This is a genomic window from Streptomyces sp. NPDC107546, assembly GCF_055639175.1.
Map to the genome: position 1 here is coordinate 185,785 of NZ_JBVKBA010000001.1, position 22,252 is coordinate 208,036.

A 22,252-nucleotide genomic window follows, 5' to 3' on the forward strand; every position below is an offset into this window, starting at 1 on the left:
CGTCCACCGCAGGCTCGGGTGCGGAGTCCACTGTCTGGCCGCGACCTGCACACCACCGGGCGACGGCCGCCGAACCTGGCCCGGTACGCCTTCCTCGACCCCGCCGCACAGCGCTTCTACGCGGACTGGGCGCAGGTGGCCGACCAGACCGTCGCCATCCTGCGCCCCGCCGCCGGCCGCGACCCCCACGACCGGGACCTCCACGACCCGGTCGGCGAGCCGTCCACCCGCAGCGACGTCCTCCGCAGCCGTTGGGGCACCCACAACGTCCGCCATCACGGCACCGGTTCGAAGCGGTTCCACCACCCGGTCGTCGGCGACCTCAGCCTCGCCTGGCAGAGCGCGGAGTTGGTCGGCGCGGCCGGGCTCGGCCTCACCATCTACACCGCCGAGCCGGGCTCGCCCTCCGAAGAGACTCTGCGCCTGCTCGCTTCCTGGGCCGCCACGGACGCGGCCCAGCCCACCGGTGGTACGGCGGCCTCCACCGACAAGACCGGTGAGCGCCGCACCGCACGATCTCAGCGACCGGTCGTCAGATGTCCCGGAAGATCTCGATCTGCGCCCCCACCGAGTTCAGCCGCTCCGCCAGGTCCTCGTAGCCGCGGTTGATGACGTACACGTTGCGCAGCACGGACGTGCCCTCCGCCGCCATCATCGCCAGCAGGACGACCACGGCGGGGCGCAGCGCGGGCGGGCACATCATCTCGGCGGCGCGCCAGCGGGTCGGGCCCTCGACCAGGACCCGGTGCGGGTCGAGCAACTGCAGGCGCCCGCCCAGGCGGTTGAGGTCGGTCAGGTAGATGGCCCGGTTGTCGTAGACCCAGTCGTGGATCAGCGTCTTGCCCTGCGCGGAGGCCGCGATGGCCGCGAAGAACGGCACGTTGTCGATGTTCAGGCCGGGGAACGGCATCGGGTGGATCTTGTCGATCGGCGCCTCCAGCTTGGAGGGCCGCACGGTCAGGTCCACCAGCCGCGTGCGGCCGTTGTCGGCGGAGTACTCGGGCGTGCGGTCGTGGTCGAGCCCCATCTCCTCCAGCACCGCGAGCTCGATCTCCAGGAACTCGATCGGCACTCGGCGCACCGTCAGTTCCGACTCGGTGACCACTGCGGCGGCCAGCAGGCTCATCGCCTCGACCGGGTCCTCGGAGGGGGAGTAGTCGACATCGACGTCGATGGTCGGTACGCCGTGGACGGTGAGCGTGGTGGTGCCTATGCCTTCGACCTCGACGCCGAGCGCCTCGAGGAAGAAGCACAGGTCCTGGACCATGTAGTTGGAGGAGGCGTTGCGGATGACCGTGACGCCGTTGTGCCGTGCGGCGGCCAGCAGCGCGTTCTCGGTCACGGTGTCGCCGCGCTCGGTCAGGACGATCGCCCGGCCGGGGGAGACGGACCTGTCCACCACCGCGTGGTACAGCCCCTCCGTGGCGGTGACCTCGAGCCCGAACCGGCGCAGCGCGATCATGTGCGGCTCGATGGTGCGCGTCCCGAGGTCGCAGCCGCCCGCGTACGGCAGTTTGAAGCGGTCGAAGCGGTGCAGCAGCGGCCCGAGGAACATGATGATGGACCGCGTACGGCGGGCGGCCTCGGCGTCGATGGCGTCCAGGTCGAGGTCCGCGGGCGGGACGATCTCCAGATCGACTCCCTCGTTGATCCACCGGGTTCGTACACCGATCGAGCTGAGCACCTCCAGCAGGCGGTAGACCTCCTCGATGCGGGCGACGCGCCGCAGCACCGTGCGCCCCTTGTTGAGCAGCGAGGCGCACAGCAGCGCCACGCAGGCGTTCTTGCTCGTCTTGACGTCGATCGCGCCGGAGAGCCGGCGACCGCCGACCACGCGCAGATGCATGGGGCCCGCGTAGCCCAGGGACACGATCTCGCTCTCCAGGGCGTCCCCGATGCGGGCGATCATCTCAAGGCTGAGGTTCTGGTTGCCCCGCTCGATGCGGTTGACGGCGCTCTGACTGGTACCGAGTGCCTCGGCGAGCTGCGCCTGGGTCAGGCCACGGTGCTGGCGTGCGACACGGATGAGCTTGCCGATGCGTACGAGGTAGTCGTCTGACATGAGACTGAGGTTATCTCAGATATGAGATGCGGCATCTTGTGGGGTCCATTCGAGTGAAGAGAGCGGAGTGATGCCTGGTGGCAGGGGTGTGTCGCGGCAGGCTCCGGTCGCGCATGACCTACCGGGCCCCATGTACTAGAGTTATCTCGACATCGAGATATCTGCCGAGGCGTACCGCAGTAGCCGCTCTGGTAAGGGTTACCTAACTTAGCCTGACCTTAGCGGATCGGCCGAGATGCCGTGGCGGCAGGATCGTGGTGGTACGCGCACATCAATGAAGGAGACTGTCGTGTCGGCGAACAGCTTCGACGCCCGCAGCACGCTGCAGGTGGGCGACGAGTCGTACGAGATCTTCCGGCTGGACAAGGTGGAGGGCTCGGCCCGCCTGCCCTACAGCCTCAAGGTCCTGCTGGAGAACCTGCTCCGCACCGAGGACGGCGCGAACATCACCGCCGACCACATCCGCGCCCTCGGCAACTGGGACTCCCAGGCCCAGCCGTCGCAGGAGATCCAGTTCACGCCGGCCCGCGTGATCATGCAGGACTTCACCGGCGTGCCCTGTGTCGTGGACCTCGCCACCATGCGCGAGGCCGTCAAGGAGCTGGGCGGCGACCCGGCGAAGATCAACCCGCTGGCGCCGGCCGAGCTGGTCATCGACCACTCCGTCATCGCCGACAAGTTCGGCACGAACGACGCCTTCAAGGTCAACGTCGAGCTGGAGTACGGCCGCAACAAGGAGCGCTACCAGTTCCTGCGCTGGGGCCAGACCGCCTTCGACGAGTTCAAGGTCGTCCCCCCGGGCACCGGCATCGTCCACCAGGTCAACATCGAGCACCTCGCCCGCGTGGTGATGGTCCGTGACGGCAAGGCCTACCCGGACACCCTGGTCGGCACCGACTCCCACACCACGATGGTCAACGGCCTCGGCGTCCTCGGCTGGGGCGTCGGCGGCATCGAGGCCGAGGCCGCGATGCTCGGCCAGCCGGTCTCCATGCTCATCCCGCGCGTCGTCGGCTTCAAGCTCACCGGTGAGCTGCAGCCGGGCACCACCGCCACCGACCTCGTGCTCACCATCACCGAGATGCTCCGCAAGCACGGTGTGGTCGGCAAGTTCGTCGAGTTCTACGGCGAGGGCGTCGCCGCCACCTCGCTGGCCAACCGCGCCACCATCGGCAACATGTCGCCGGAGTTCGGCTCCACCGCCGCGATCTTCCCGATCGACGACGAGACCATCAAGTACCTGAAGCTCACCGGCCGCTCCGAGCAGCAGCTCGCCCTCGTCGAGGCCTACGCCAAGGAGCAGGGCCTCTGGCTGGACCCGAAGGCCGAGCCGGACTTCTCCGAGAAGCTCGAGCTGGACCTGTCCACGGTCGTCCCCTCGATCGCCGGCCCGAAGCGCCCGCAGGACCGCATCGTCCTCGCGAACGCCGCCGAGCAGTTCAAGCAGGACGTCCGCAACTACGTCGACGTCGTGGACGAGGCGGGCCAGGAGTCCTTCCCGGCCTCCGACGCCCCGGCCGTCGCCCCCAACGGCGCCCCGTCGAACCCCGTCCCGGTCACCGCCCCCGACGGCACGACGTACGAGCTGGACCACGGCGCCGTCACCGTCGCCGCCATCACCTCCTGCACCAACACCTCGAACCCCTACGTCATGGTCGCCGCCGCCCTGGTGGCCAAGAAGGCGGTCGAGAAGGGCCTGACCCGCAAGCCGTGGGTCAAGACCACCCTCGCCCCGGGTTCCAAGGTCGTCACCGACTACTTCGACAAGGCGGGCCTGACCCCGTACCTGGACAAGGTCGGTTTCAACCTGGTCGGTTACGGCTGCACCACCTGCATCGGCAACTCCGGCCCGCTGCCGGAGGAGGTCTCCAAGGCCGTCAACGACCACGACCTCGCGGTCACCTCGGTCCTCTCCGGCAACCGGAACTTCGAGGGCCGTATCAACCCCGACGTCAAGATGAACTACCTGGCGTCCCCGCCGCTGGTCGTCGCCTACGCCATCGCGGGCTCCATGAAGGTGGACATCACCAAGGAGGCGCTGGGCACCGACCAGGACGGCAACCCGGTCTACCTGAAGGACATCTGGCCCTCCGAGGCCGAGGTCGACGAGGTCGTCGCCAACGCCATCGGCGAGGACATGTTCTCCAAGTCCTACAGCGACGTCTTCGCCGGCGACGCCCAGTGGCAGTCCCTCCCGGTCCCGACCGGCAACACCTTCGAGTGGGACCCGGAGTCCACCTACGTCCGCAAGCCCCCGTACTTCGAGGGCATGGGCATGGAGCCGGCCCCGGTCGAGGACATCACCGGCGCCCGCGTCCTCGCCAAGCTCGGCGACTCGGTCACCACCGACCACATCTCCCCGGCCGGCGCGATCAAGGCCGACACCCCGGCCGGCAAGTACCTCACCGAGCACGGTGTCGAGCGCCGCGACTTCAACTCCTACGGTTCCCGCCGCGGCAACCACGAGGTGATGATCCGCGGTACGTTCGCCAACATCCGCCTGCGCAACCAGATCGCGCCGGGCACCGAGGGCGGCTACACCCGCGACTTCACCCAGGAGGGCGGGCCGGTCTCCTTCATCTACGACGCCTCGCAGAACTACCAGGCCGCCGGCATCCCGCTGGTCGTCCTGGCCGGCAAGGAGTACGGCTCCGGCTCGTCCCGCGACTGGGCGGCCAAGGGCACCGCGCTCCTCGGCGTCAAGGCCGTCATCGCCGAGTCGTACGAGCGCATCCACCGCTCGAACCTCATCGGCATGGGCGTCCTGCCGCTGCAGTTCCCCGAGGGCCAGTCCGCCGCGAGCCTCGGCCTGACGGGTGAGGAGACCTTCTCCATCACCGGCGTCACCGAGCTCAACGAGGGCACCACGCCGCGCACGGTCAAGGTCACCACCGACACCGGTGTCGAGTTCGACGCGGTCGTCCGCATCGACACCCCCGGTGAGGCCGACTACTACCGCAACGGCGGCATCATGCAGTACGTGCTGCGCAGCCTGATCCGCAAGTAGGCGATCCGGCACGGCAGTCGAGGGCCGCACCCCCGCCCGGGGGTGCGGCCCTCCGCCGTCTTCGCACCGCCGCCCGAACGGGGACATCGCCGGTGCTCAGTGCGGACACAGGGTTTCCTCGGCGGACCGGGGCAGGATGACACCATGTCCGGCACTCCCGCTTCCCCAGGCGGTCCGATCCGTGGAGCGTTCCGGGCCGTACGGAGTTCACGATCGAACTGCCCATCCATGAAAGGTCGTTGACGGGGAGCCCTAGATCCATCCCGCCACCTGCGCCACCGCGAACGGCGCCGGCACCAGGGTCGTCATGCCGAGCCACAGGTGCAGCGGTCGGCCCTCCTGCCACGGCATGAGGACGTCCACCACCAGCACCATCCCGAGGACGAACCCCCCGCCCAGCACCGCGCCGAGCGTCATACCGACGGTCTGGCCCGGTGTCGAGCCGCCGCAGCCGAACCCGGTGACGCAGTGGAGCAGCAGGTACCTGTTCAGCAGCCACCGGACGCACACGCCGGGGACGATCGCCAGCACGCCGATCAGAAGGTTCGCCACCGCGGGCGCCCACCAGGAGCCGGCGGTGGCCTTCTCGCGGCCACCGTCCGCACCGGAACCGTGCACAACCCGTCCTTCTCCCCGGTCATCGCGTTCGTACAGGTAGATGACCACGAGAGCACTGGGGTTGCCCCGCGCGCGCCCCGGAGCAGTGAACACCGCTCCCACGAGTGACGGTTGGGGGCCGACGGGGGGTCCGGGCCTCTGGGCGGACCGGGTGGCCGCTGTGCGTGCCACCCGGTCCGCGAGCCGGCCCGGCCCGGGGGGAGTAGGCCGGACCGGGGTCTGATGGCTTGTGTCGACCGGTGGAGGCGACAACGTTGTCGAATGGTCTGTACATGACTGTACCTCGGCGGCGGACAACGATGTCAAGGGTCTCCGGTGCGGTTCACTCTCAAGGGGGCATCCCGGTGCTCCGGCCGAACGACGGCTTCCAGAAGTGGCGTTCCAGAAGCGGCCTTCCGTATGCGCCCTTCCGTAGGCGGCCTTCCGCAGACGGTCTTCCGCCGTGCGCCCCGCGCACGCTACTGTCCCTGCGGCTTGTGCGACCCGTGGTGCGCGACCCGTCCGAAGGAGGAGGGGCCGCGTCATGCGTTTCCGTCCGACATCCCTGCTGCTGGCCGCCGCCCTGGCGGTCGGCGGCGCCACCCCCGCGCTCGCCGCGGGCGCCCGACCATCACCCGACCTGGTGCGTGACCCCACCGCGTACGTCGACCCGCTCATCGGCACCCGGAACGGCGGCAACGTCTTCCCCGGCGCCGTCGTCCCGTTCGGCATGCTGTCCTGGAGCCCCGAGAACACCCGGGGCGACGCGACGAGAACGGCCGCGCCCGGCGGCTACCAGTACGACGCCACCCGCATCCGCGGCTTCAGCCTCACCCACATGTCCGGCACCGGCTGCGCGGGCGGCAGCGGCGACGTCCCGTTCTTCCCGTACGCGGGCGAGGTCACCTCCTCACCGGCGAGCGACACCAAGGACGCCGTGTACGCGGCCGACTTCACGCACGCCGACGAGAGGGCCGAGCCCGGTCACTACACGGTGGGCCTCTCCTCCGGTGTCACGGCCGACCTGACGGCGACCGCGCGCACCGGCTCGGCCCGCTTCACCTTCCCCGAGGGCAGACCGGCCTCGCTGCTGATCCGCACCGCCAACTCCGAAGTGGGCTCCTCGGATTCGACGGTCACCATCGACCCGGAGACCCGCACGGTGTCCGGTTCCGTCACCTCCGGCGACTTCTGCGGCTACCTCGATCCAGAGGGGCGGCGCAGCTACTACACGCTCTACTTCACGGCCCGCTTCGACCGCGCCTTCACGGCGACCGGCACCTGGCAGGACGACAAGCTGAACCCGGGCTCGACGCACACGACCGGTGACACGGGAGGCTTCTCGCACGGCGGCCGTCCCGTCGCGGGCAAGGGAGCGGGCGGATACGTCCAGTTCGCACCGGGTCCGGATCCGGTGAACGTCAAGGTCGGCATCTCCTACGTCGGCCAGGCGGGAGCGGAGGCCAACCTGCGGGCCGAGAACCCCGAGGGTCGGTCCTTCGAGTCCGTCGAGCACGCGGCTCGGCGGGCCTGGCGTGACCGCCTGGGCGCGATACGGGTCGGCGGCGGCACCGACCAGGAGCGCACCACCTTCTACACCGCGCTCTACCACGCCCTGCTGCATCCGAACGTGATCAGCGACGCCGACGGGCGCTACCGCGGCAGCGACGGCCAGGTGCACCGGGTGAGCCCCGGCCACCAGGCCCAGTACGGCACCTTCTCCGGCTGGGACGTCTACCGCGACCAGGTGCAACTGCTGACCCTGCTGAACCCGGACACCGGTTCCGACATAGCGCAGTCCCTGTACGAACTGGCCCGGCAGAACGGGGGAGTGTGGGATCGCTGGCTGCACGGCGCGAGCGGCACCCACGTCATGAACGGCGACCCCGCACCGACCGCCCTCGCCGGCATCCGCGCCTTCGGCGGCACGCGCTTCGACCTGCGCGGCGCACTGGACTCGCTGGTGAAGGCGGCGACTGTCCCGACCGAGCAGGACCTCTCGCCGGCGGGCAAGCCGGTGTTGTCGGTGGGGCAGCGCCCGTCCCTGGACAAGTACCTGGAGCACCACTACATGCCGTCCGTCTCCAACGCCTGGGGCGGCGCGGCCGAAACCCTGGAGATGTCCACGGCGGACTTCTCGCTCTCCCAGCTTGCCCAGGCGGCGGGGGAGAAGGACACCGCAGCGGCCTTCGCACGCCGTTCCGAGTGGTGGCAGAACAACTTCAACCTGGCCGCCGACCCCGGTGGCGGCTACATCGCGGGCCGAAAGGCGGACGGCAGCTGGGTCACCGGTTTCACCCCGTCGACCGGCAACGGCTTCGTGGAGGGCACGGCGGCCCAGTACACCTGGATGGTGCAGCACAACCCGGCGGGGCTGTTCGCGGCGATGGGCGGCCGTGACAAGGCACTCGTCCGCCTCGACGCCTTCTTCCACGACGCCCACGGCGGCTGGGCGTTCACCGGCAGCGGCGGCGACAAGGCGGAGCTGGACAACGAGCCGTCGATCAACACCCCCTACCTGTACGACTACGCGGGCGCGCCCTACAAGACCCAGGAGACGGTACGGGCGGCGATGACCGAGCTGTGGTCGACCAGGCCCGAGGGCATCCCCGGCAACGACGACCTCGGCGCCATGTCGTCCTGGTACGTCTTCTCGGCGCTCGGCATGTACCCGCAGGTGCCGTCCCGCGCCGAACTCGTCCTCGCCTCCCCGCTCTTCCCGCGCGTCCTGATCCACCGCCCCCACGGCAACGACATCGAGGTCCGGGCCGAGAGCGCGGCCGGGGACGCCCCGTACATCCAGTCCCTCAGAGTCGACGGGCACCTCACCGAACGCCCCTGGCTGCCCGCGTCCTTCGTCCGTGACGGCGGCCGGCTCGACTACACCCTCTCCACCGTGCCGGACCGTTCCTGGGGCGGCGACCCCGCCGACGCGCCGCCGTCCTTCCGCGAGGGCGAGCAGCCGTACCAGATCGGCGTCGGCCCGACCACCGCGACCCTCGCCCCCGGCGGCAGCACCCGGATCGGTATCCGCGCCCTGGCCCTGAGCGGCGGCACGGGCCCCGAGGTGCGGTTCACGGTCGACACCCCGGACGGGGTGACGGCCGACCCCGCCCAGGGCACGGTCAAGGACGGCGCCCAGGAGATCACCCTGACCGCAGACCCGTCGGCCCGGCAGGGCTTCCACGACGTCAGGGTCACCGTGACCTCCGACGGCACCTCCTCCGTCCAACCGGTGGCGCTGACGGTCGCGGCCCCCGGCACACTGCTCGCCGCCTACAACAACACCGGTGTCTCGGACGACCAGGGCGACCACGACGAGGCCGACTACGACGGCGGCGGCTGGAGCTACTCCCGCCAGGCCCTGGCGGACGCCGGTCTGACGGCGGGCAGGCAGGGCACGGTGGACGGTCTGACCTTCACCTGGCCGAACTCGCCGAGCGGCCGACCGGACAACGCGTCCGCGACCGGACAGACCATCGAGCTCACCGGCCCCGCAGCGAAAGTGAGCTTCGTCGGCAGCGCCGTCAACGGCAACCAGCAGACCAAGGCGACCGTGACCTACACCGACGGCACCAGCGACAGCATCGACCTCTCCTTCACCGACTGGACCGTCGGCGGAGGCGGCGGCACCGTCCAGTACGGCAACGAGGTGGTCGCGAAGACGGCGTACCGCAACGTCGCAGGCGCCGACAAGGACCCGGTGGCGACCTACGTCTTCGCCACCCGGCCCTTCGAGGCCCCCGCCGGCAGGAGCATCAGGAGCGTGACGCTGCCGGACGACACCGACCTGCACGTGTTCACCCTCGCCACCGGCTGATCACCGCTGTTTCAGCGCGAAGGGGCGGACCCGGGTTGGCCCGCCCCTCCTCCGTGCCGGCGTGACGTCAGGCCAGCAGCTCCACCTCCGCCAGCGTCGACTCCGTCGTGAAGGTCAGGCGGTAGTGCGCGTACGTGCCGGGGTGCGGGATGGAGAACACCCTCGTCTGCCGGTCCCAGGTGAACGACTCGCTCGACCGCTGGTCCAGGGTCGTCCACTGCGTGCCGTCATCGGAGGCCTCCAGGGTCCAGCCCGTGGGGGCCGACGCGCGGTCCGCCGGGGACGTCAGCGTGTACTGCACCGCCTTGGTGTCGCCCGTGATCGGCAGGTCCACGCTCGTCACGGCCGCCTCCGTCACCGAGGTGTTGTCGAAGAGCGGACCGTCACCCTTGAGCGCGTCCGCCCGCGGTGAGGGCACCTCGTCGTCCCGCGTGATGGACACCGGTGCCGCGTTCTTGCCGGTGCCCCAGGCCGAGGGCCGCGGACCCATGTCGAACTCCAGCACTCCGCCCCGGGAGAGCAGGGAATGCGGCAGCGATGTCGACGTCCACTCCTTGCCGTCGACCCTCAGGCCCTGGACGTAGACGTTCCGCGCGCTGTTCCTCGGGGCCTTGATGACCAGGTCCCTGCCGTTCTCCAGGTGCACGGTGGCCTTGGTGAACAGCGGGGACCCGATGGCGTACTCGCCGCTGCCCATCACCAGCGGGTAGAAGCCCAGCGCCGAGAAGACGTACCAGCCCGACTGCTCGCCGTTGTCCTCGTCGCCGTGGTAGCCCTGCCCGATCTCGCTGCCGGTGTACAGGCGGGAGAGCACCTCGCGGACCTTCTCCTGCGCCTTCCAGGGCTGACCCGCCGCGTCGTACATGTAGATCACGTGATGCGCGGGCTGGTTGGAGTGCCCGTACATGCCCATCCGCACGTCCCGGGCCTCCGTCATCTCGTGGATGACGCTGCCGTATGAACCCACGAACTGAGGAGAGGCCGTCTCCGGTGTCGCGAAGTACTCGTCCAGCTTGTCCGCCAGCTTCGCCCGGCCGCCGTACAGGTTGGCAAGGCCCCGGCTGTCCTGCGGGACCGTGAAGGCGAAGCCCCACCCGTTGGTCTCCGTGTAGTCGTAGCCCCACACGCGCGGGTCGTACTTCGACGGATCCAGCCGCCAGTCGCCCTGCGCGCCGCGGCCCTGGAAGAAGCCCACCCTCGAGTCGAAGAGGTCGACGTAGTCCCGGGCGCGGTTGAGGAAGTAGGCCGACTCCTCCTCGTAGCGCTGCTTGCCGGTCCTCTCGTACAGGGCCTGGCCCATCCTGGCGATGCCGTAGTCGTTGATGTAACCGTCCATCGCCCACGACAGGCCCTCGCGGGTGGCGGTGCTGGTGTAGCCGAGGAACGGTGAGGTGGCCATGCCCTTGCGGCCCACCCCGGACGACGGCGGCAGGACCGTCGCGTTCTTCACCGCCGCGTCGTAGGCGGCCTGAGCGTCGAACTTCACGCCCTTCACATAGGCGTCGGCGAACGCCACGTCCGACGAGGTGCCCGTCATCAGGTCCGCGTAGCCGGGGGAGGACCAGCGGGAGGTCCAGCCGCCGTCCTTGTACTGCTGCACGAAGCCGTCGACCAGCTCGCCCGCCTGAGCCGGTGTCAGGAAGGAGTACGCGGGCCAGGTCGTCCGGTAGGTGTCCCAGAAGCCGTTGTTGACGTACACCTTGCCGTCGACGATCTTCGCCCCGGTGTGCGTGGGGGTGTCCGGGCCCGGCATCGGGGAGAACGGGGAGGCGTACCGGTAGGCCGATCCCACCTTCTCGAAGCCCGAGTTGGGGTAGAGGTACAGCCGGTACATCGACGAGTACAGCGTCGTGAGCTGGTCGGTGGTCGCGCCCTCGACCTCGATGGTGCCGAGCAGCTTGTCCCACGTCCCCTGGGCGCGTGCCCTGACGTCGTCGAACGAGGTGCCGTCCGGGATCTCCTGGCGCAGATTGTCCTTCGCCTGGTCGATGCTGATGAGGGAGGTGGCGAGGCGCAGCGTGACCGTGTGGTCGGCGCCCGGCTTGAAGCGCAGATAGCCCTTCACGCCCGAGGCCGCCCCGTCCGTCACCGGCGCGTCGAACACGCCGTACACGAACAGGCGCGTGGCGCCCGTCGACAGACCGGACTTCACGTCCGAGAAGCCGGTCACGACCCCGCCCGCCCTGTCGAGGGTGAGCCCCGCCTGCTCGGTCACATTGTCGAAGATCACGCTCGCGTCGTCGCCGGGATAGGTGAACCGCAGCACCGCCGCGTGGTCCGTCGGCGTCATCTCCGCCTTGAGTCCGCCCTCGAAGGTCACGCCGTAGTAGTAGGGGCGCGCGATCTCGTTCTCGTGCCGGAACGGCAGCGCCCGCGCGCTACGCCCGGTGTCCGGAGTGCCGGACGCGGCCGACGGCATCACCTGGAACGTCTGCCGGTCACCCATCCACGGGCTCGGCTCATGACTCGCGCTGAAGGCCTGGATCGTGGGCAGATTGTCGGAGTTGTTGGCCCGTGCGTAGTCGTACAACCAGCTCAGCGAGCCGGCGTTGGTCACCGGCGTCCAGAAGTTGAAGCCGTGCGGCAGCGCGGTGGCCGGGAAGTCGTTGCCCCGGGAGAAGGAGCCGCTGGAGTTGGTGCCACGGGTGGTCACCGCGTAGTGGGACAGGTGCGCCCTGAGCTTGTCCGGGGGCGCGGGCTTCAGCGCGAGGTCGTCCAGCCAGCCGCGGAACTTCGCCGGCCCCTTCGGCGAGTCGTACGCCACCAGGATCCGGTCCACGGTCTTGCCGGCCGCCACCGAACCGATCTGCGAGACCACGTCGTTCCACTGGTTGACGTACAGCACCTTCGCCGCACCCTGTCCCGTGGGGCTCAGCGGGAAGCCGTGCTGGTCGAGCGCGCCGAGGTCACTGAGGTGGGTGCCGTCGGTGAAGACCAGGTCGACCGAGACGTCGGTGGCGTCGTAGTCCCGGTCGCCGTCCGCCATCGCCGGGAAGATCCGGTACGACAACTGCGTGTCCCGCTCGACGCGTACGTTCACGTCGAAGACCTTGTTGAACGAGTACGCCCGCCCGTCGGCGGTGTGCGACCCGGAGTAGCGCAGCGCCCGCTTGCCCGTGAAGCCGGCACCCGCCTTGGCGGTGGGGGAGCCGAGCGGACCGCGGTCCACCAGCGTGCGCATGTCCTTCGGCGTGGGGTCGGTGCTGCTGCTCGTGGAGAACTGCACATCGGCGAGCTGCAGTATGCCGCCGCTGTGGTTCCTGGTGATGTCCAGCCGGAAGTGCGCGTACTCGGCCGGCTCGGCGAGATCGAACGACCTGGTCTGGAAGCGCTGGTCGAACGATTCACCGGTGCGGGTGTCCAGCGTCTTCCAGTCCTTGCCGTCGGTGGACCCCTCAAGGGTCCAGTCGGCCGGGTCCCGCTCGGCGTGGTCGTTGGCCGAGGTCAGCGCGTACGTCACCACCTTGACCGGCTCGTCCAGGTCGAACTCCGTCCAGCCCGTCGGCGCGAACGTCAGCCACTTGGTGCCCGGCTCGCCGTCGATCAGGTTGTCCGCGACCTCGCCGGCGTCCGTGTTCTCGACGCTGGCCCGGACATCGGTCACCTCATCGGTCACATTGCCCGGAATGCCCGTCGTGTACCCTCCGTCCACGCCGGACGCCCGCTTGGTGCCGTCCGCCGTCGTGTCCACTGCGTTCAGCCACGTCGGGGCCGGATCCCCTGGCTCGAAGGAGGAAGCGAACTCGCGGTCCGCGGCAGCCGCTTCGCCGGGCAGGGCCACCGCCGCGCCCTGGGCCGCCACCAGCAACGCGAAGGCGGCCGTTGCCACGACCGCCGTAGGAGCCCATCTGTGCCGAGATCTGTGCTGCATGCGCGAGCACCCTCCCTGCGCCTGTTGAGAATGGACAACGTTGTCACTTCGCCTGCGCAAGGACCAGTAGGTGGTCAAGTGACCAGTGATGTCAAGGGCGTTGGCTGTGGCATTCGGGCTCAATGCAATGGGTATCGCGTTCGAGAGCCGGGCGGGCACTCCGTATTTCCACGAGGTCTCAACTCGGAAACGCACGGTGGCAACCTTGCTTGCGATATTGCTCCGGCGACGGAGAGTGGACTATACCTGTCGGCGTCCGGGCAGCCGTCATCTTGCCGTACGACGGCTGTGGACAGGCACGACCCGGGGAAAGCGGGAGGCGGCGGACCGACTCGAGAACGAACCACCGCCGCACCGTCCCCCTGAATCGCTCATGCACGACCCCTGCTTCACCATCACCGCGGTGCCGGGGAGAAGCCGGTGCACCGCCTGAGTCCTGGAGAAGGCGAGCACTTGAGCATGGGATCCACTTCCGGCGAGCACACCACCACCCCCGAAGGCGTCGGACGCCGCAGCCTGATCAAGCGTTCCGTCGCGCTGGGCCTGGTCTCCGTCCCCACGATGAGCTTCCTGTCCGCCTGCGCCAGCAGCGGGGGCGGCGGCCAGGACAAGGCCAAGGCGGGCAAGAAGACCAAGCAGAACCCCCTCGGCGTCAACGACACGGCACAGATGGAGTTCGTGCTCTTCGACGGCGGCTTCGGCAAGGAGTACGCCCAGGACGCGGTCAAGATCTACCAGAAGGACTTCCCCAAGGCGAAGGTGAAGTTCTCCGCCACCCAGAAGATCCAGTCCACCCTGCAGCCGCGCTTCAACCAGGGCAACCCGCCGGACCTCATCGACAACTCCGGTGCCGAGCAGATGGACATGGGCGTCCTCGTCAGCCGCAACCAGCTCGCCGACCTCACCCCGCTCCTCGACGCCCCCTCCTACGACGACCCGTCGAAGAAGGTCCGCGACACACTGCGTCCCGGCATCGTCGAGATGGGCCAGTTCGACGGCAACCCCGTATGGATCATGTACTACGCCTACACGGTCTACGGCGTCTGGTACTCGCAGAAGCTCCTCGACTCGCTCGACGAGAAGTACCCCGAGACCTGGGACGAGATGCTCAAGGTCTGCGAAAAGGCCAAGAAGAAGGGCATCGCGGGCTGGACCTACGCCGGCAAGTACCCGTACTACATCCCCTTCTCCCTGTACCCGATGATCGGCAAGGTCGGTGGCCGTGAGGTCCTCGACGCCATCGACAACCTGGAGCCGAACGCCTGGAAGCACCCCGCCGTCAAGGCCTGCTTCGAGGCGTACTACGAGCTCTACAAGAAGGGCTACATCCTCAAGGGCACGCCGGGTCTGGACCACATCCAGTCGCAGACCGCCTGGGCCCAGGGCAAGGCGCTGTTCATCCCGAACGGCTCCTGGGTGGAGAACGAGTCGGCGAACGTCATCCCCGCGGACTTCAACCTGGCCGTCTCCGCGCCCTCCGGCATCGACTCCTCCGACAAGCTGCCCTTCGGCACCATCTGGGCCTCCGGTGGCGAGCCCTTCATCGTCCCGGCCAAGGCACAGAACCCCGCGGGCGGTATGGAGCAGCTGCGCATCATGCTCAGCGAGGCGTCCTCGAAGAACTTCACCACCAAGGTCAAGTCGCTGACGGCGTTCAACGGCGGCACCACGGGCATCAGCCTCACCCCGGGTCTGAAGTCGGGTGTGGCCGCGCTGGAGAAGGCAGGAAGCAACGTCCTGAACCCGCGGCTGCAGGACTGGTACGTGCAGCTGCAGAAGGAGAAGATCGGCGTGTCCGGCCTAGGCGAGATGATGGCGGGCCGTATCACCCCGGCCGAGGCCATCAAGCGGATCCAGGGTTTCGCCGACGAGACCGCCAAGGACACGTCGATCAAGCACTACAAGCACCAGTGAGGGCCCGTCAGGGGCAGGTCTGCCAGGGGCAGGTCTGCCAGGGGCAGGCCTGTCAGCGGCAGGTCCGTCAGCGGCAGCGGAGGCGGCCGCCCGCACGGCCGGATCGGGGTCGGTAGCCATGCATCACGGCAAGTACCGGTTCATCGTGGGGTTCCTGACGGTTCCCCTCGGCCTGTACGCGCTCTTCGTCGTCTGGCCGTTCATCCAGTCCATCTACTACTCGTTCACGGACTGGACCGGCCTGAGCCCCGAGTTCCAGATGGTGGGCTTCGACAACTACACGCGGATGATCCACGACGACATCTTCTGGAAGTCGCTGTGGCACAGCCTGCTGTTCGCGCTGGTGCTGCCGCCGGTGACGATCGGTCTCGCGCTGTTCCTCGCCTTCATGATCAACGTGGGTGGGCGGCGGCGGAAGGGCGGGCCGGTGATCTCCGGTGTCCGCGGCTCGTCCTTCTACAAGATCGTCTACTTCTTCCCGCAGGTGCTCTCCATCGCGATCGTCGCCCTGCTGTTCGCTTTCGCGTACAACCCGGACAGTGGCGCCGTCAACTCGCTGCTGCGCGGCATCGGGCTCGGAAGCGTCCAGCCGCTGTGGCTCGGCGATCCGGGCCTCGCCCTGTGGTGCGTGATGGCGGTCCTCGTCTGGTCCACGGTCGGCTTCTTCGTGGTCCTGTTCTCCGCGGGCATGGCCTCCGTACCGGCGGACCTGTACGAGGCGGCGCTCCTGGACGGGGCGAACCGCACCACCACGTTCTTCCGGATCACCCTGCCGCTGCTGTGGGACACCGTGCAGTCCGGCTGGGTGTACATGGGCATCCTCGCCCTGGGCGCGGAGTCGTTCGCGGTCGTACAGATCATGACGACCGGGCCGGGCGGGCCGGACTACTCGACCACCGTCATGGTGCTGTACGTCTACCAGAAGGCCTTCCGCGACGGTCAGGCCGCCTACGCAACCACGATCGGTGTCGCCCTGCTCGTCGTCACGCTGCTGTTCGCGGCGGTCGTGATGCGGCTGGGCCGGCGTGAGCGGCTGGAGTACTGACCATGGAGACCACCGAGACCCCCGCCCCGAACCCGGCCGAACCGCACGTCCCCGTCGCAAAGGCGGACACCCCGGTCGGCGGGCCGCCCCGGGCGAAGCGGGAGGGCACCGTCCTGAACGTCTTCTCGCACGGCATGCTGATCCTGTGGGCGTTCATGGTCGTCATGCCGCTGCTGTGGGCGGTGATGACCTCCTTCAAGGACGACCGCTCGATCTTCGACTCGCCCTGGTCGCTGCCGGACAGGCTGCACTTCGAGAACTGGGCGCGGGCCTGGACCGACGCCAACATGAGTGACTACTTCCTCAACACCGTCCTGGTGGTGGGCGGTTCGCTCATCGGCACCCTGGTGCTCGGCTCGATGGCGGCGTACGTCCTCGCCCGCTTCGACTTCCCGGGCAACCGGTTCATCTACTACCTGTTCATCGGCGGCATGAGCTTCCCCATCATGCTGGCGCTGGTCCCGCTGTTCTACGTCGTGAACAACATGGGGCTGCTGAACACGATCCACGGGCTGATCCTCGTCTACATCGCCTACTCGCTGCCCTTCACGGTGTTCTTCCTGACCGCGTTCTTCCGCTCGCTGCCCACCTCGGTGGCCGAGGCCGCGTTCGTGGACGGGGCCTCGCACTCCCGTACGTTCTTCCAGATCATGCTGCCGATGGCCAAGCCGGGCCTGATCAGCGTGGGAATCTTCAACTTCCTGGGCCAGTGGAACCAGTACATGCTCCCGACGGTCCTGAACACCGACCCCGACAAGCGCGTCCTCACCCAGGGCCTGGTGCAGCTGGCGGCCAGCCAGGGATACAAGGGCGACTGGTCCGGACTCTTCGCCGGCCTGGTGATGGCGATGCTGCCGGTCCTCGCGGCCTACATCGTCTTCCAGAGGCAGGTGGTCCAGGGCCTGACGGCGGGCGCCCTGAAGTAGTGATCGACTTTCTCCGCCCCTGCCTGCCGGCGTCTTCCCCGTGAACCGGGGACGGCGCCGGTGTGTCCGTCCGCCCTCTTTTTGATCTCTCCCGATTTCCGTCAAGGACTTGACTGCGGTAACCCGTTCAGCGGAGCTTGGAGTTCACAACTTGTACGTGACCCGGATCCCGCTGCTGGGCTCCGGGTCACAGGGGCGGGCCAAGGCCGCCGCGCTGAGGGCAGGAGTGGATGAGTCGATGGAGACTCCGGGATCGCAGTCGTCGCTGCATCGGGCAAATCTGGAACGCGTCGTCCGGGCGGTGCGCCTTGCCGGGTCGTTGACCCAGGCCGAGATCGCGAGGACGACCGGTCTGTCCGCGGCGACCGTCTCCAATATCGTTCGGGAGCTGAAGGACGGCGGAACCGTCGAGGTCACGCCTACCTCAGCGGGTGGCCGCAGGGCCCGCAGCGTCTCCCTCAGCGGTGACGCCGGCATCGTCATCGGCGTCGATTTCGGGCACACCCATTTGCGCGTCGCGATCGGGAACCTCGCCCATCAGGTGCTCGCCGAGGAGTCCGAGCCCCTGGATGTGGACGCCTCCGCCGCACAGGGCTTCGACCGGGCGGAAGAGCTGGTCAGCAGGCTGATCGACGCCACCGGAGTGAGCCGGTCCAAGATCGCGGGGGTGGGCGTCGGTGTGCCCGCCCCCATCGATGTCGAGTCGGGCACACTCGGCTCCACGGCCATCCTGCCGGGCTGGACCGGCACCAAACCCGCCGAGGAGCTGCGGGGGCGGCTCGGCGTGCCGGTGCACGTGGACAACGACGCCAACCTCGGCGCCCTCGGCGAGCTGGTCTGGGGCAGCGGCCGAGGCGTCAAGGACCTGGCGTACATCAAGGTGGCGAGCGGTGTCGGCGCCGGATTGGTGATCGACGGCAAGATCTACCGCGGGCCTGGCGGCACAGCGGGAGAAATCGGCCATATCACTCTCGATGAATCCGGTCCCGTCTGCCGCTGCGGCAACCGGGGCTGTCTGGAGACCTTCGCGTCGGCGCGGTACGTGCTCCCGCTGCTCCAGCCCAGCCACGGCTTGGACCTCACCATGGAGGACGTGGTGAGGCTGGCGCGGGACGGGGATCCGGGCTGCCGTCGGGTGATCGCCGATGTCGGCCGCCACGTCGGCAGCGGAGTGGCCAACCTGTGCAATCTGCTGAATCCCAGCCGTGTGGTCCTCGGCGGCGATCTCGCCGAGGCCGGCGAGTTGGTGCTGGGACCCATCAGGGAGTCCGTCGGCCGCTACGCCATCCCCAGTGCGGCACGTCAGCTGTCGGTGCTGCCCGGAGCCCTCGGGGGCCGCGCGGAGGTGCTCGGGGCACTCGCTCTCGCGCTGAGCGAGATGGGCGATTCGACCCTATTGGACGGTACGACGACGGCTGCCGCACCCGCCTTCATTTAGAAAACGCATGACGCCGTTGCCATCTCGTTAAGTATTTACTTCTTGACGTCGCACGTGTGGACGAGTTGACTTCCAGCCACCTCGGCCGCAGCGCTGCGGCCCTGTCAGGGAGGCACCCCCAAATGAACGCAACGATGCGTAGAGTCGTGATCGGCGCCACCGCGGTCTCCATGGCCGTGACGCTGGCCGCCTGCGGCAAGGCCGGCGACAAGAAGAGCGACTCCGGTAGCGGCAGCGGTAGCGGCTCGGGCGGCAAGACCATCGGTCTGCTGCTCCCCGACAGCGTCACCGCCCGCTACGAGAAGTTCGACAAGCCCCTCTTCGAGGCCAAGGTCAAGGAGCTGTGCTCGGACTGCAACGTCGAGTACGCGAACGCGGCCGGCGACGCCGCCAAGCAGGCCCAGCAGGTCAGCAGCATGATCACCAAGGGCGTCAAGGTCATCGCGATCAGCGCCCAGGACTCTGCCGCCATCAAGTCCTCCATCCAGACCGCCGTGAACAAGGGCATCAAGGTCGTCGCCTACGACCGCCTCGCCCAGGGCCCGGTCTCCGCGTACGTCTCCTTCGACAACGTCAAGGTCGGCGAGCTCCAGGGCCAGGCGCTGCTCGACGCGCTCGGCTCCAAGGCGAACAAGCAGTCGAAGATCGTCATGGTCAACGGTGACGACGCCGACCCGAACGCCGCGCAGTTCAAGCAGGGCGCCCACAAGGCCCTCGACGGCAAGGTCACCATCGCCTACGAGCAGTCCGGCCTGTGGAAGGACACCGTCGCCGCGCAGAAGATGTCGGCGGCCATCACCCAGCTGGGTGCCAAGAACGTCGCGGGCGTCTACTCCGCCAACGACGGCATGGCCGGCGGTATCGCCACCACCCTCAAGGGCGCCGGTATCAGCGGCATCCCGCTGACGGGCCAGGACGCTGAGCTCGCGGCCATCCAGCGCATCGTCGCCGGCACGCAGTCGGCCACCGTCTACAAGGCCTACAAGCCCGAGGCCGAGACCGCCGCCCAGCTCGCGGTGGACCTGCTCGAGGGCAAGGACGTCAAGTCCCTGGCCACCACCACGCTGACGAGCGGCTCCGGCGACAAGGTGCCCTCGACGCTGCTGACCCCGGTGTCGGTCACCAAGGCCAACATCAAGGACACGGTGGTCAAGGACGGGCTCTGGAGCGTCCAGGACATCTGCACCGCCGAGTTCGCCAAGGCCTGCAAGGCCGCCGGCCTCGAGTAAGCCCTCGGGTCGAAGATTCCGCGGTCCCGCGAAGCCTCCGCCGACGCCCGCCCCGGCTCTCCAACCCCGCTGCCGGGCGGGCGTCGGACGGAAACAACCGTTGCCAAAGGCAGCGGATTCGCGCATGTTCACCTTGTAAACCGTGCCTTGTGCACGCCCCTCCGCGCCCTACCCCAAGCGCGGCATCCCCGCCGGTCAGGCGGCGAAGGAGATGGTTCACGTGTCCGCTACGCCCGTGCTGGCGTTGCGCGGAGTCTCCAAGCGATTCGGTGCGGTTCAGGCCCTCACCGATGTCGACCTGGAGGTCCACGCCGGAGAAGTGGTCGCCCTGGTGGGCGACAACGGCGCAGGAAAGTCGACCCTGGTCAAGACGATCGCGGGCGTCCACCCCATCGATGACGGTGTCATCGAGTGGGAGGGCAAGCCGGTCAGCATCACCAAGCCGCACGACGCCCAGGGACTCGGCGTCGCGACGGTCTATCAGGACCTCGCCCTGTGCGACAACCTCGACGTGGTCGGCAATCTCTACCTCGGGCGCGAGCTCCTGCACCGGGGCGTCATCGACGAGGTGACGATGGAGAAGAACGCCCGGGAACTGCTGAGCACCCTCTCGATCCGTATCCCGAGCGTGCGCATCCCGATCGCGAGTCTGTCCGGCGGTCAGCGCCAGGTCGTCGCCATCGCCCGCGCTCTGATCGGTGACCCGAAGGTCGTCATACTGGACGAGCCCACCGCCGCCCTCGGCGTCGAGCAGACCGCCCAGGTCCTGGACCTGGTGGAGCGGCTGCGCGACCGGAACCTCGGCGTCATCCTGATCAGCCACAACATGGCCGACGTGAAGGCGGTCGCGGACACCGTCGCCGTCCTGCGTCTGGGCAGGAACAACGGATCCTTCTCCGTGAAGGACACCAGCCACGAAGAGATCATCGCCGCGATCACGGGTGCGACGGACAACGCCGTCACCCGTCGTGCGGGGCGTCGCACCGCGGAGGCGGCCAAGTGAGCGACACGTCCAAGACCGTGAAGAGCGACTCGACGACGATCGAGGAGTCGGAGTCCGTGTCCAACATGACGCCGGCTCAGGCCGAGGACCCCACCGCTGCGCCGGTCGCCGTCGTCGACCCGCGCCTGCTGGTCCGCGAAGAGGGCTTCAAGGGCTACATCAGCGAGTTCAAGCGCAAGGTGAAGGGCGGTGAGCTGGGCTCCCTGCCGGTCGTCGTCGGCCTGATCGTCATCTGGACGATCTTCCAGCTCCAGAACAGCCGGTTCCTCAGCGCCGACAACCTCTCCAACGTCAGCTACTTCCTCTCGGCCACCGGCATGCTCGCCATCGGCCTGGTGTTCGTCCTGCTGCTGGGTGAGATCGACCTGTCCGTCGGTTCGGTCAGCGGCCTCGCGTCCACGGCGTTCGCGGTCTTCGTGACCAACCACGGCATGAACGCCTGGCTGGCCCTGCTCCTGACCGTCCTGACCGGCGTCGCCATCGGTGCGCTGCACGGCTGGTTCTTCGCCAGGATCGGCGTACCCGCGTTCGTCGTGACCCTGGCCGGCTTCCTCGGCTGGAACGGTCTGATGCTGTGGCTGCTGGGCTCCAGCGGCACCATCAACATCCCGGCCGACTCGGGCCCGGTGCACCTGCTCGGCCAGAACTCCTTCTTCATGGACCAGCAGATCATCGGCGCCTACCTCCTGGCCGGCCTCGGTGTAGTCCTGACGCTGGTGGGATCGTTCAACGACCAGCGGCGCCGCCGCGCGGCCGGGGTGCCCTTCCGGCCCACCAGCGAGATCCTGGTGCGGGTCGGCGCGCTCGCCGTGGCCTCCTTCACCGCCGCGGCCGTGCTGAACAACTCCGCGGGTGTCTCGAACGCCCTGGTGATCTTCCTCGCGGCGCTGGTGATCGTCGACTTCGTGCTGCGACGCACCACCTACGGCCGCAAGGTCTTCGCGGTCGGCGGCGGCATCGAGGCCGCCCGCAGGGCCGGTATCAACGTGCCCCTGGTCCGCATCACCGTGTTCGCCATCTCCGGTGGGTTCGCGGCGCTCGGCGGCATGTTCTTCGCCGGTCAGACCGCGAGCGCGACGCTGAACGCCGGTGGCGGCAACACGCTGATGCTGGCGATCGCGGCCGCGGTCATCGGCGGCACCAGCCTCTTCGGTGGCCGGGGCAACGTGTGGTCCGCGTTGCTCGGCATGTTGGTCATCCAGTCGATCCAGACCGGTCTGGACCTGCTCAACATGAACACGTCGATCCAGTACATGATCACCGGCGCGGTGCTCCTGGGCGCCGTGGTGATCGACTCGGTGTCCCGCAAGAGCCAGAAGGCCGCAGGGCGCGCGTAAACG

At 68.6% G+C, this 22,252-nt stretch carries 13 protein-coding genes; 10 read left to right on the plus strand and 3 right to left on the minus strand.

Translation table 11 applies throughout. From position 1 onward, the window contains the following. Window positions 1-18: 18 nt before the first annotated feature. A complete protein-coding gene (locus tag ACZ7L1_RS00810; protein ID WP_471433036.1) occupies window positions 19-609 on the plus strand; it encodes an MmyB family transcriptional regulator in 591 nt (196 codons plus the stop codon). Here the strand turns inward: ACZ7L1_RS00810 and ACZ7L1_RS00815 are convergent. Next, window positions 533-2,062, minus strand: a complete 1,530-nt coding sequence (locus ACZ7L1_RS00815; RefSeq protein WP_471433037.1) for a helix-turn-helix domain-containing protein — start codon at window positions 2,060-2,062, stop codon at window positions 533-535. The two genes, ACZ7L1_RS00810 and ACZ7L1_RS00815, sit on opposite strands and share 77 nt — an antisense overlap. 289 nt (window positions 2,063-2,351) lie before the next feature. Here ACZ7L1_RS00815 and acnA point away from each other — a divergent pair, with 289 nt between their 5' ends. Next, a complete protein-coding gene (gene acnA, locus ACZ7L1_RS00820) occupies window positions 2,352-5,069 on the plus strand; it encodes an aconitate hydratase AcnA (protein ID WP_471433038.1) in 2,718 nt (905 codons plus the stop codon). Between the two features lie 252 nt (window positions 5,070-5,321). On the opposite strand, the gene ACZ7L1_RS00825 is transcribed toward acnA, so the two are convergent. Continuing rightward, window positions 5,322-5,687 carry a hypothetical protein gene (locus ACZ7L1_RS00825; protein ID WP_471433039.1) on the minus strand — a complete coding sequence of 122 codons (366 nt, stop codon included), beginning with the start codon at window positions 5,685-5,687 and terminating at the stop codon, window positions 5,322-5,324. 523 nt (window positions 5,688-6,210) lie between these two features. Between ACZ7L1_RS00825 and ACZ7L1_RS00830 the strand changes: the two genes are divergently transcribed. After that, the gene (locus tag ACZ7L1_RS00830) at window positions 6,211-9,486 is read left to right on the plus strand and encodes a GH92 family glycosyl hydrolase (protein ID WP_471433040.1); all 3,276 of its coding nucleotides are present in this window, start codon (window positions 6,211-6,213) and stop codon (window positions 9,484-9,486) included. Window positions 9,487-9,553: 67 nt separating this feature from the next. On the opposite strand, the gene ACZ7L1_RS00835 is transcribed toward ACZ7L1_RS00830, so the two are convergent. Then, entirely contained in the window at window positions 9,554-13,357 is a 3,804-nt protein-coding gene (locus ACZ7L1_RS00835) for a GH92 family glycosyl hydrolase (protein WP_471433041.1), read from the minus strand. Window positions 13,358-13,816: 459 nt separating this feature from the next. On the opposite strand from ACZ7L1_RS00835, the gene ngcE reads away from it, so the two are divergent. The 7 genes from ngcE to ACZ7L1_RS00870 all read left to right on the plus strand — a co-directional run bounded on the left by ngcE (window position 13,817) and on the right by ACZ7L1_RS00870 (window position 22,249). After that, window positions 13,817-15,271, plus strand: coding sequence for an N-acetylglucosamine/diacetylchitobiose ABC transporter substrate-binding protein (gene ngcE / locus ACZ7L1_RS00840; RefSeq protein WP_471433042.1), 1,455 nt, complete (start codon window positions 13,817-13,819; stop codon window positions 15,269-15,271). Between the two features lie 118 nt (window positions 15,272-15,389). Next, entirely contained in the window at window positions 15,390-16,316 is a 927-nt protein-coding gene (locus ACZ7L1_RS00845; RefSeq protein WP_471433043.1) for a carbohydrate ABC transporter permease, read from the plus strand. 2 nt (window positions 16,317-16,318) lie between these two features. Beyond that, complete coding sequence (locus ACZ7L1_RS00850) at window positions 16,319-17,242, plus strand: carbohydrate ABC transporter permease (RefSeq protein WP_471433044.1); 924 nt, start codon at window positions 16,319-16,321, stop codon at window positions 17,240-17,242. Window positions 17,243-17,480: 238 nt separating this feature from the next. Beyond that, on the plus strand, window positions 17,481-18,680 hold the full coding sequence (locus tag ACZ7L1_RS00855; RefSeq protein WP_471433517.1) for an ROK family transcriptional regulator: 1,200 nt from the start codon (window positions 17,481-17,483) through the stop codon (window positions 18,678-18,680). A 122-nt stretch (window positions 18,681-18,802) separates the two neighbouring features. Further along, complete coding sequence (locus tag ACZ7L1_RS00860) at window positions 18,803-19,909, plus strand: sugar ABC transporter substrate-binding protein (protein WP_471433046.1); 1,107 nt, start codon at window positions 18,803-18,805, stop codon at window positions 19,907-19,909. Window positions 19,910-20,120: 211 nt separating this feature from the next. Then, window positions 20,121-20,912, plus strand: a complete 792-nt coding sequence (locus tag ACZ7L1_RS00865; protein ID WP_103839247.1) for an ATP-binding cassette domain-containing protein — start codon at window positions 20,121-20,123, stop codon at window positions 20,910-20,912. Continuing rightward, complete coding sequence (locus ACZ7L1_RS00870) at window positions 20,909-22,249, plus strand: sugar ABC transporter permease (RefSeq protein ID WP_471433047.1); 1,341 nt, start codon at window positions 20,909-20,911, stop codon at window positions 22,247-22,249. The genes ACZ7L1_RS00865 and ACZ7L1_RS00870 overlap by 4 nt, the downstream gene beginning before the upstream one ends. The last annotated feature ends 3 nt before the right edge of the window (window positions 22,250-22,252 follow it).

What these genes read in the sequence shown, in the direction of transcription:
- ACZ7L1_RS00835 (WP_471433041.1), bottom strand. Translation starts at nt 13,357, where the DNA reads ATGCAGCACAGATCTCGGCACAGATGGGCTCCTACGGCGGTCGTGGCA.
- ACZ7L1_RS00845 (WP_471433043.1), top strand. Translation starts at nt 15,390, where the DNA reads ATGCATCACGGCAAGTACCGGTTCATCGTGGGGTTCCTGACGGTTCCC.
- ACZ7L1_RS00830 (WP_471433040.1), top strand. Translation starts at nt 6,211, where the DNA reads ATGCGTTTCCGTCCGACATCCCTGCTGCTGGCCGCCGCCCTGGCGGTC.
- ACZ7L1_RS00855 (WP_471433517.1), top strand. Translation starts at nt 17,481, where the DNA reads ATGGAGACTCCGGGATCGCAGTCGTCGCTGCATCGGGCAAATCTGGAA.
- ACZ7L1_RS00860 (WP_471433046.1), top strand. Translation starts at nt 18,803, where the DNA reads ATGAACGCAACGATGCGTAGAGTCGTGATCGGCGCCACCGCGGTCTCC.
- ACZ7L1_RS00815 (WP_471433037.1), bottom strand. Translation starts at nt 2,062, where the DNA reads ATGTCAGACGACTACCTCGTACGCATCGGCAAGCTCATCCGTGTCGCA.
- ngcE (WP_471433042.1), top strand. Translation starts at nt 13,817, where the DNA reads ATGGGATCCACTTCCGGCGAGCACACCACCACCCCCGAAGGCGTCGGA.
- ACZ7L1_RS00850 (WP_471433044.1), top strand. Translation starts at nt 16,319, where the DNA reads ATGGAGACCACCGAGACCCCCGCCCCGAACCCGGCCGAACCGCACGTC.
- ACZ7L1_RS00865 (WP_103839247.1), top strand. Translation starts at nt 20,121, where the DNA reads ATGGTTCACGTGTCCGCTACGCCCGTGCTGGCGTTGCGCGGAGTCTCC.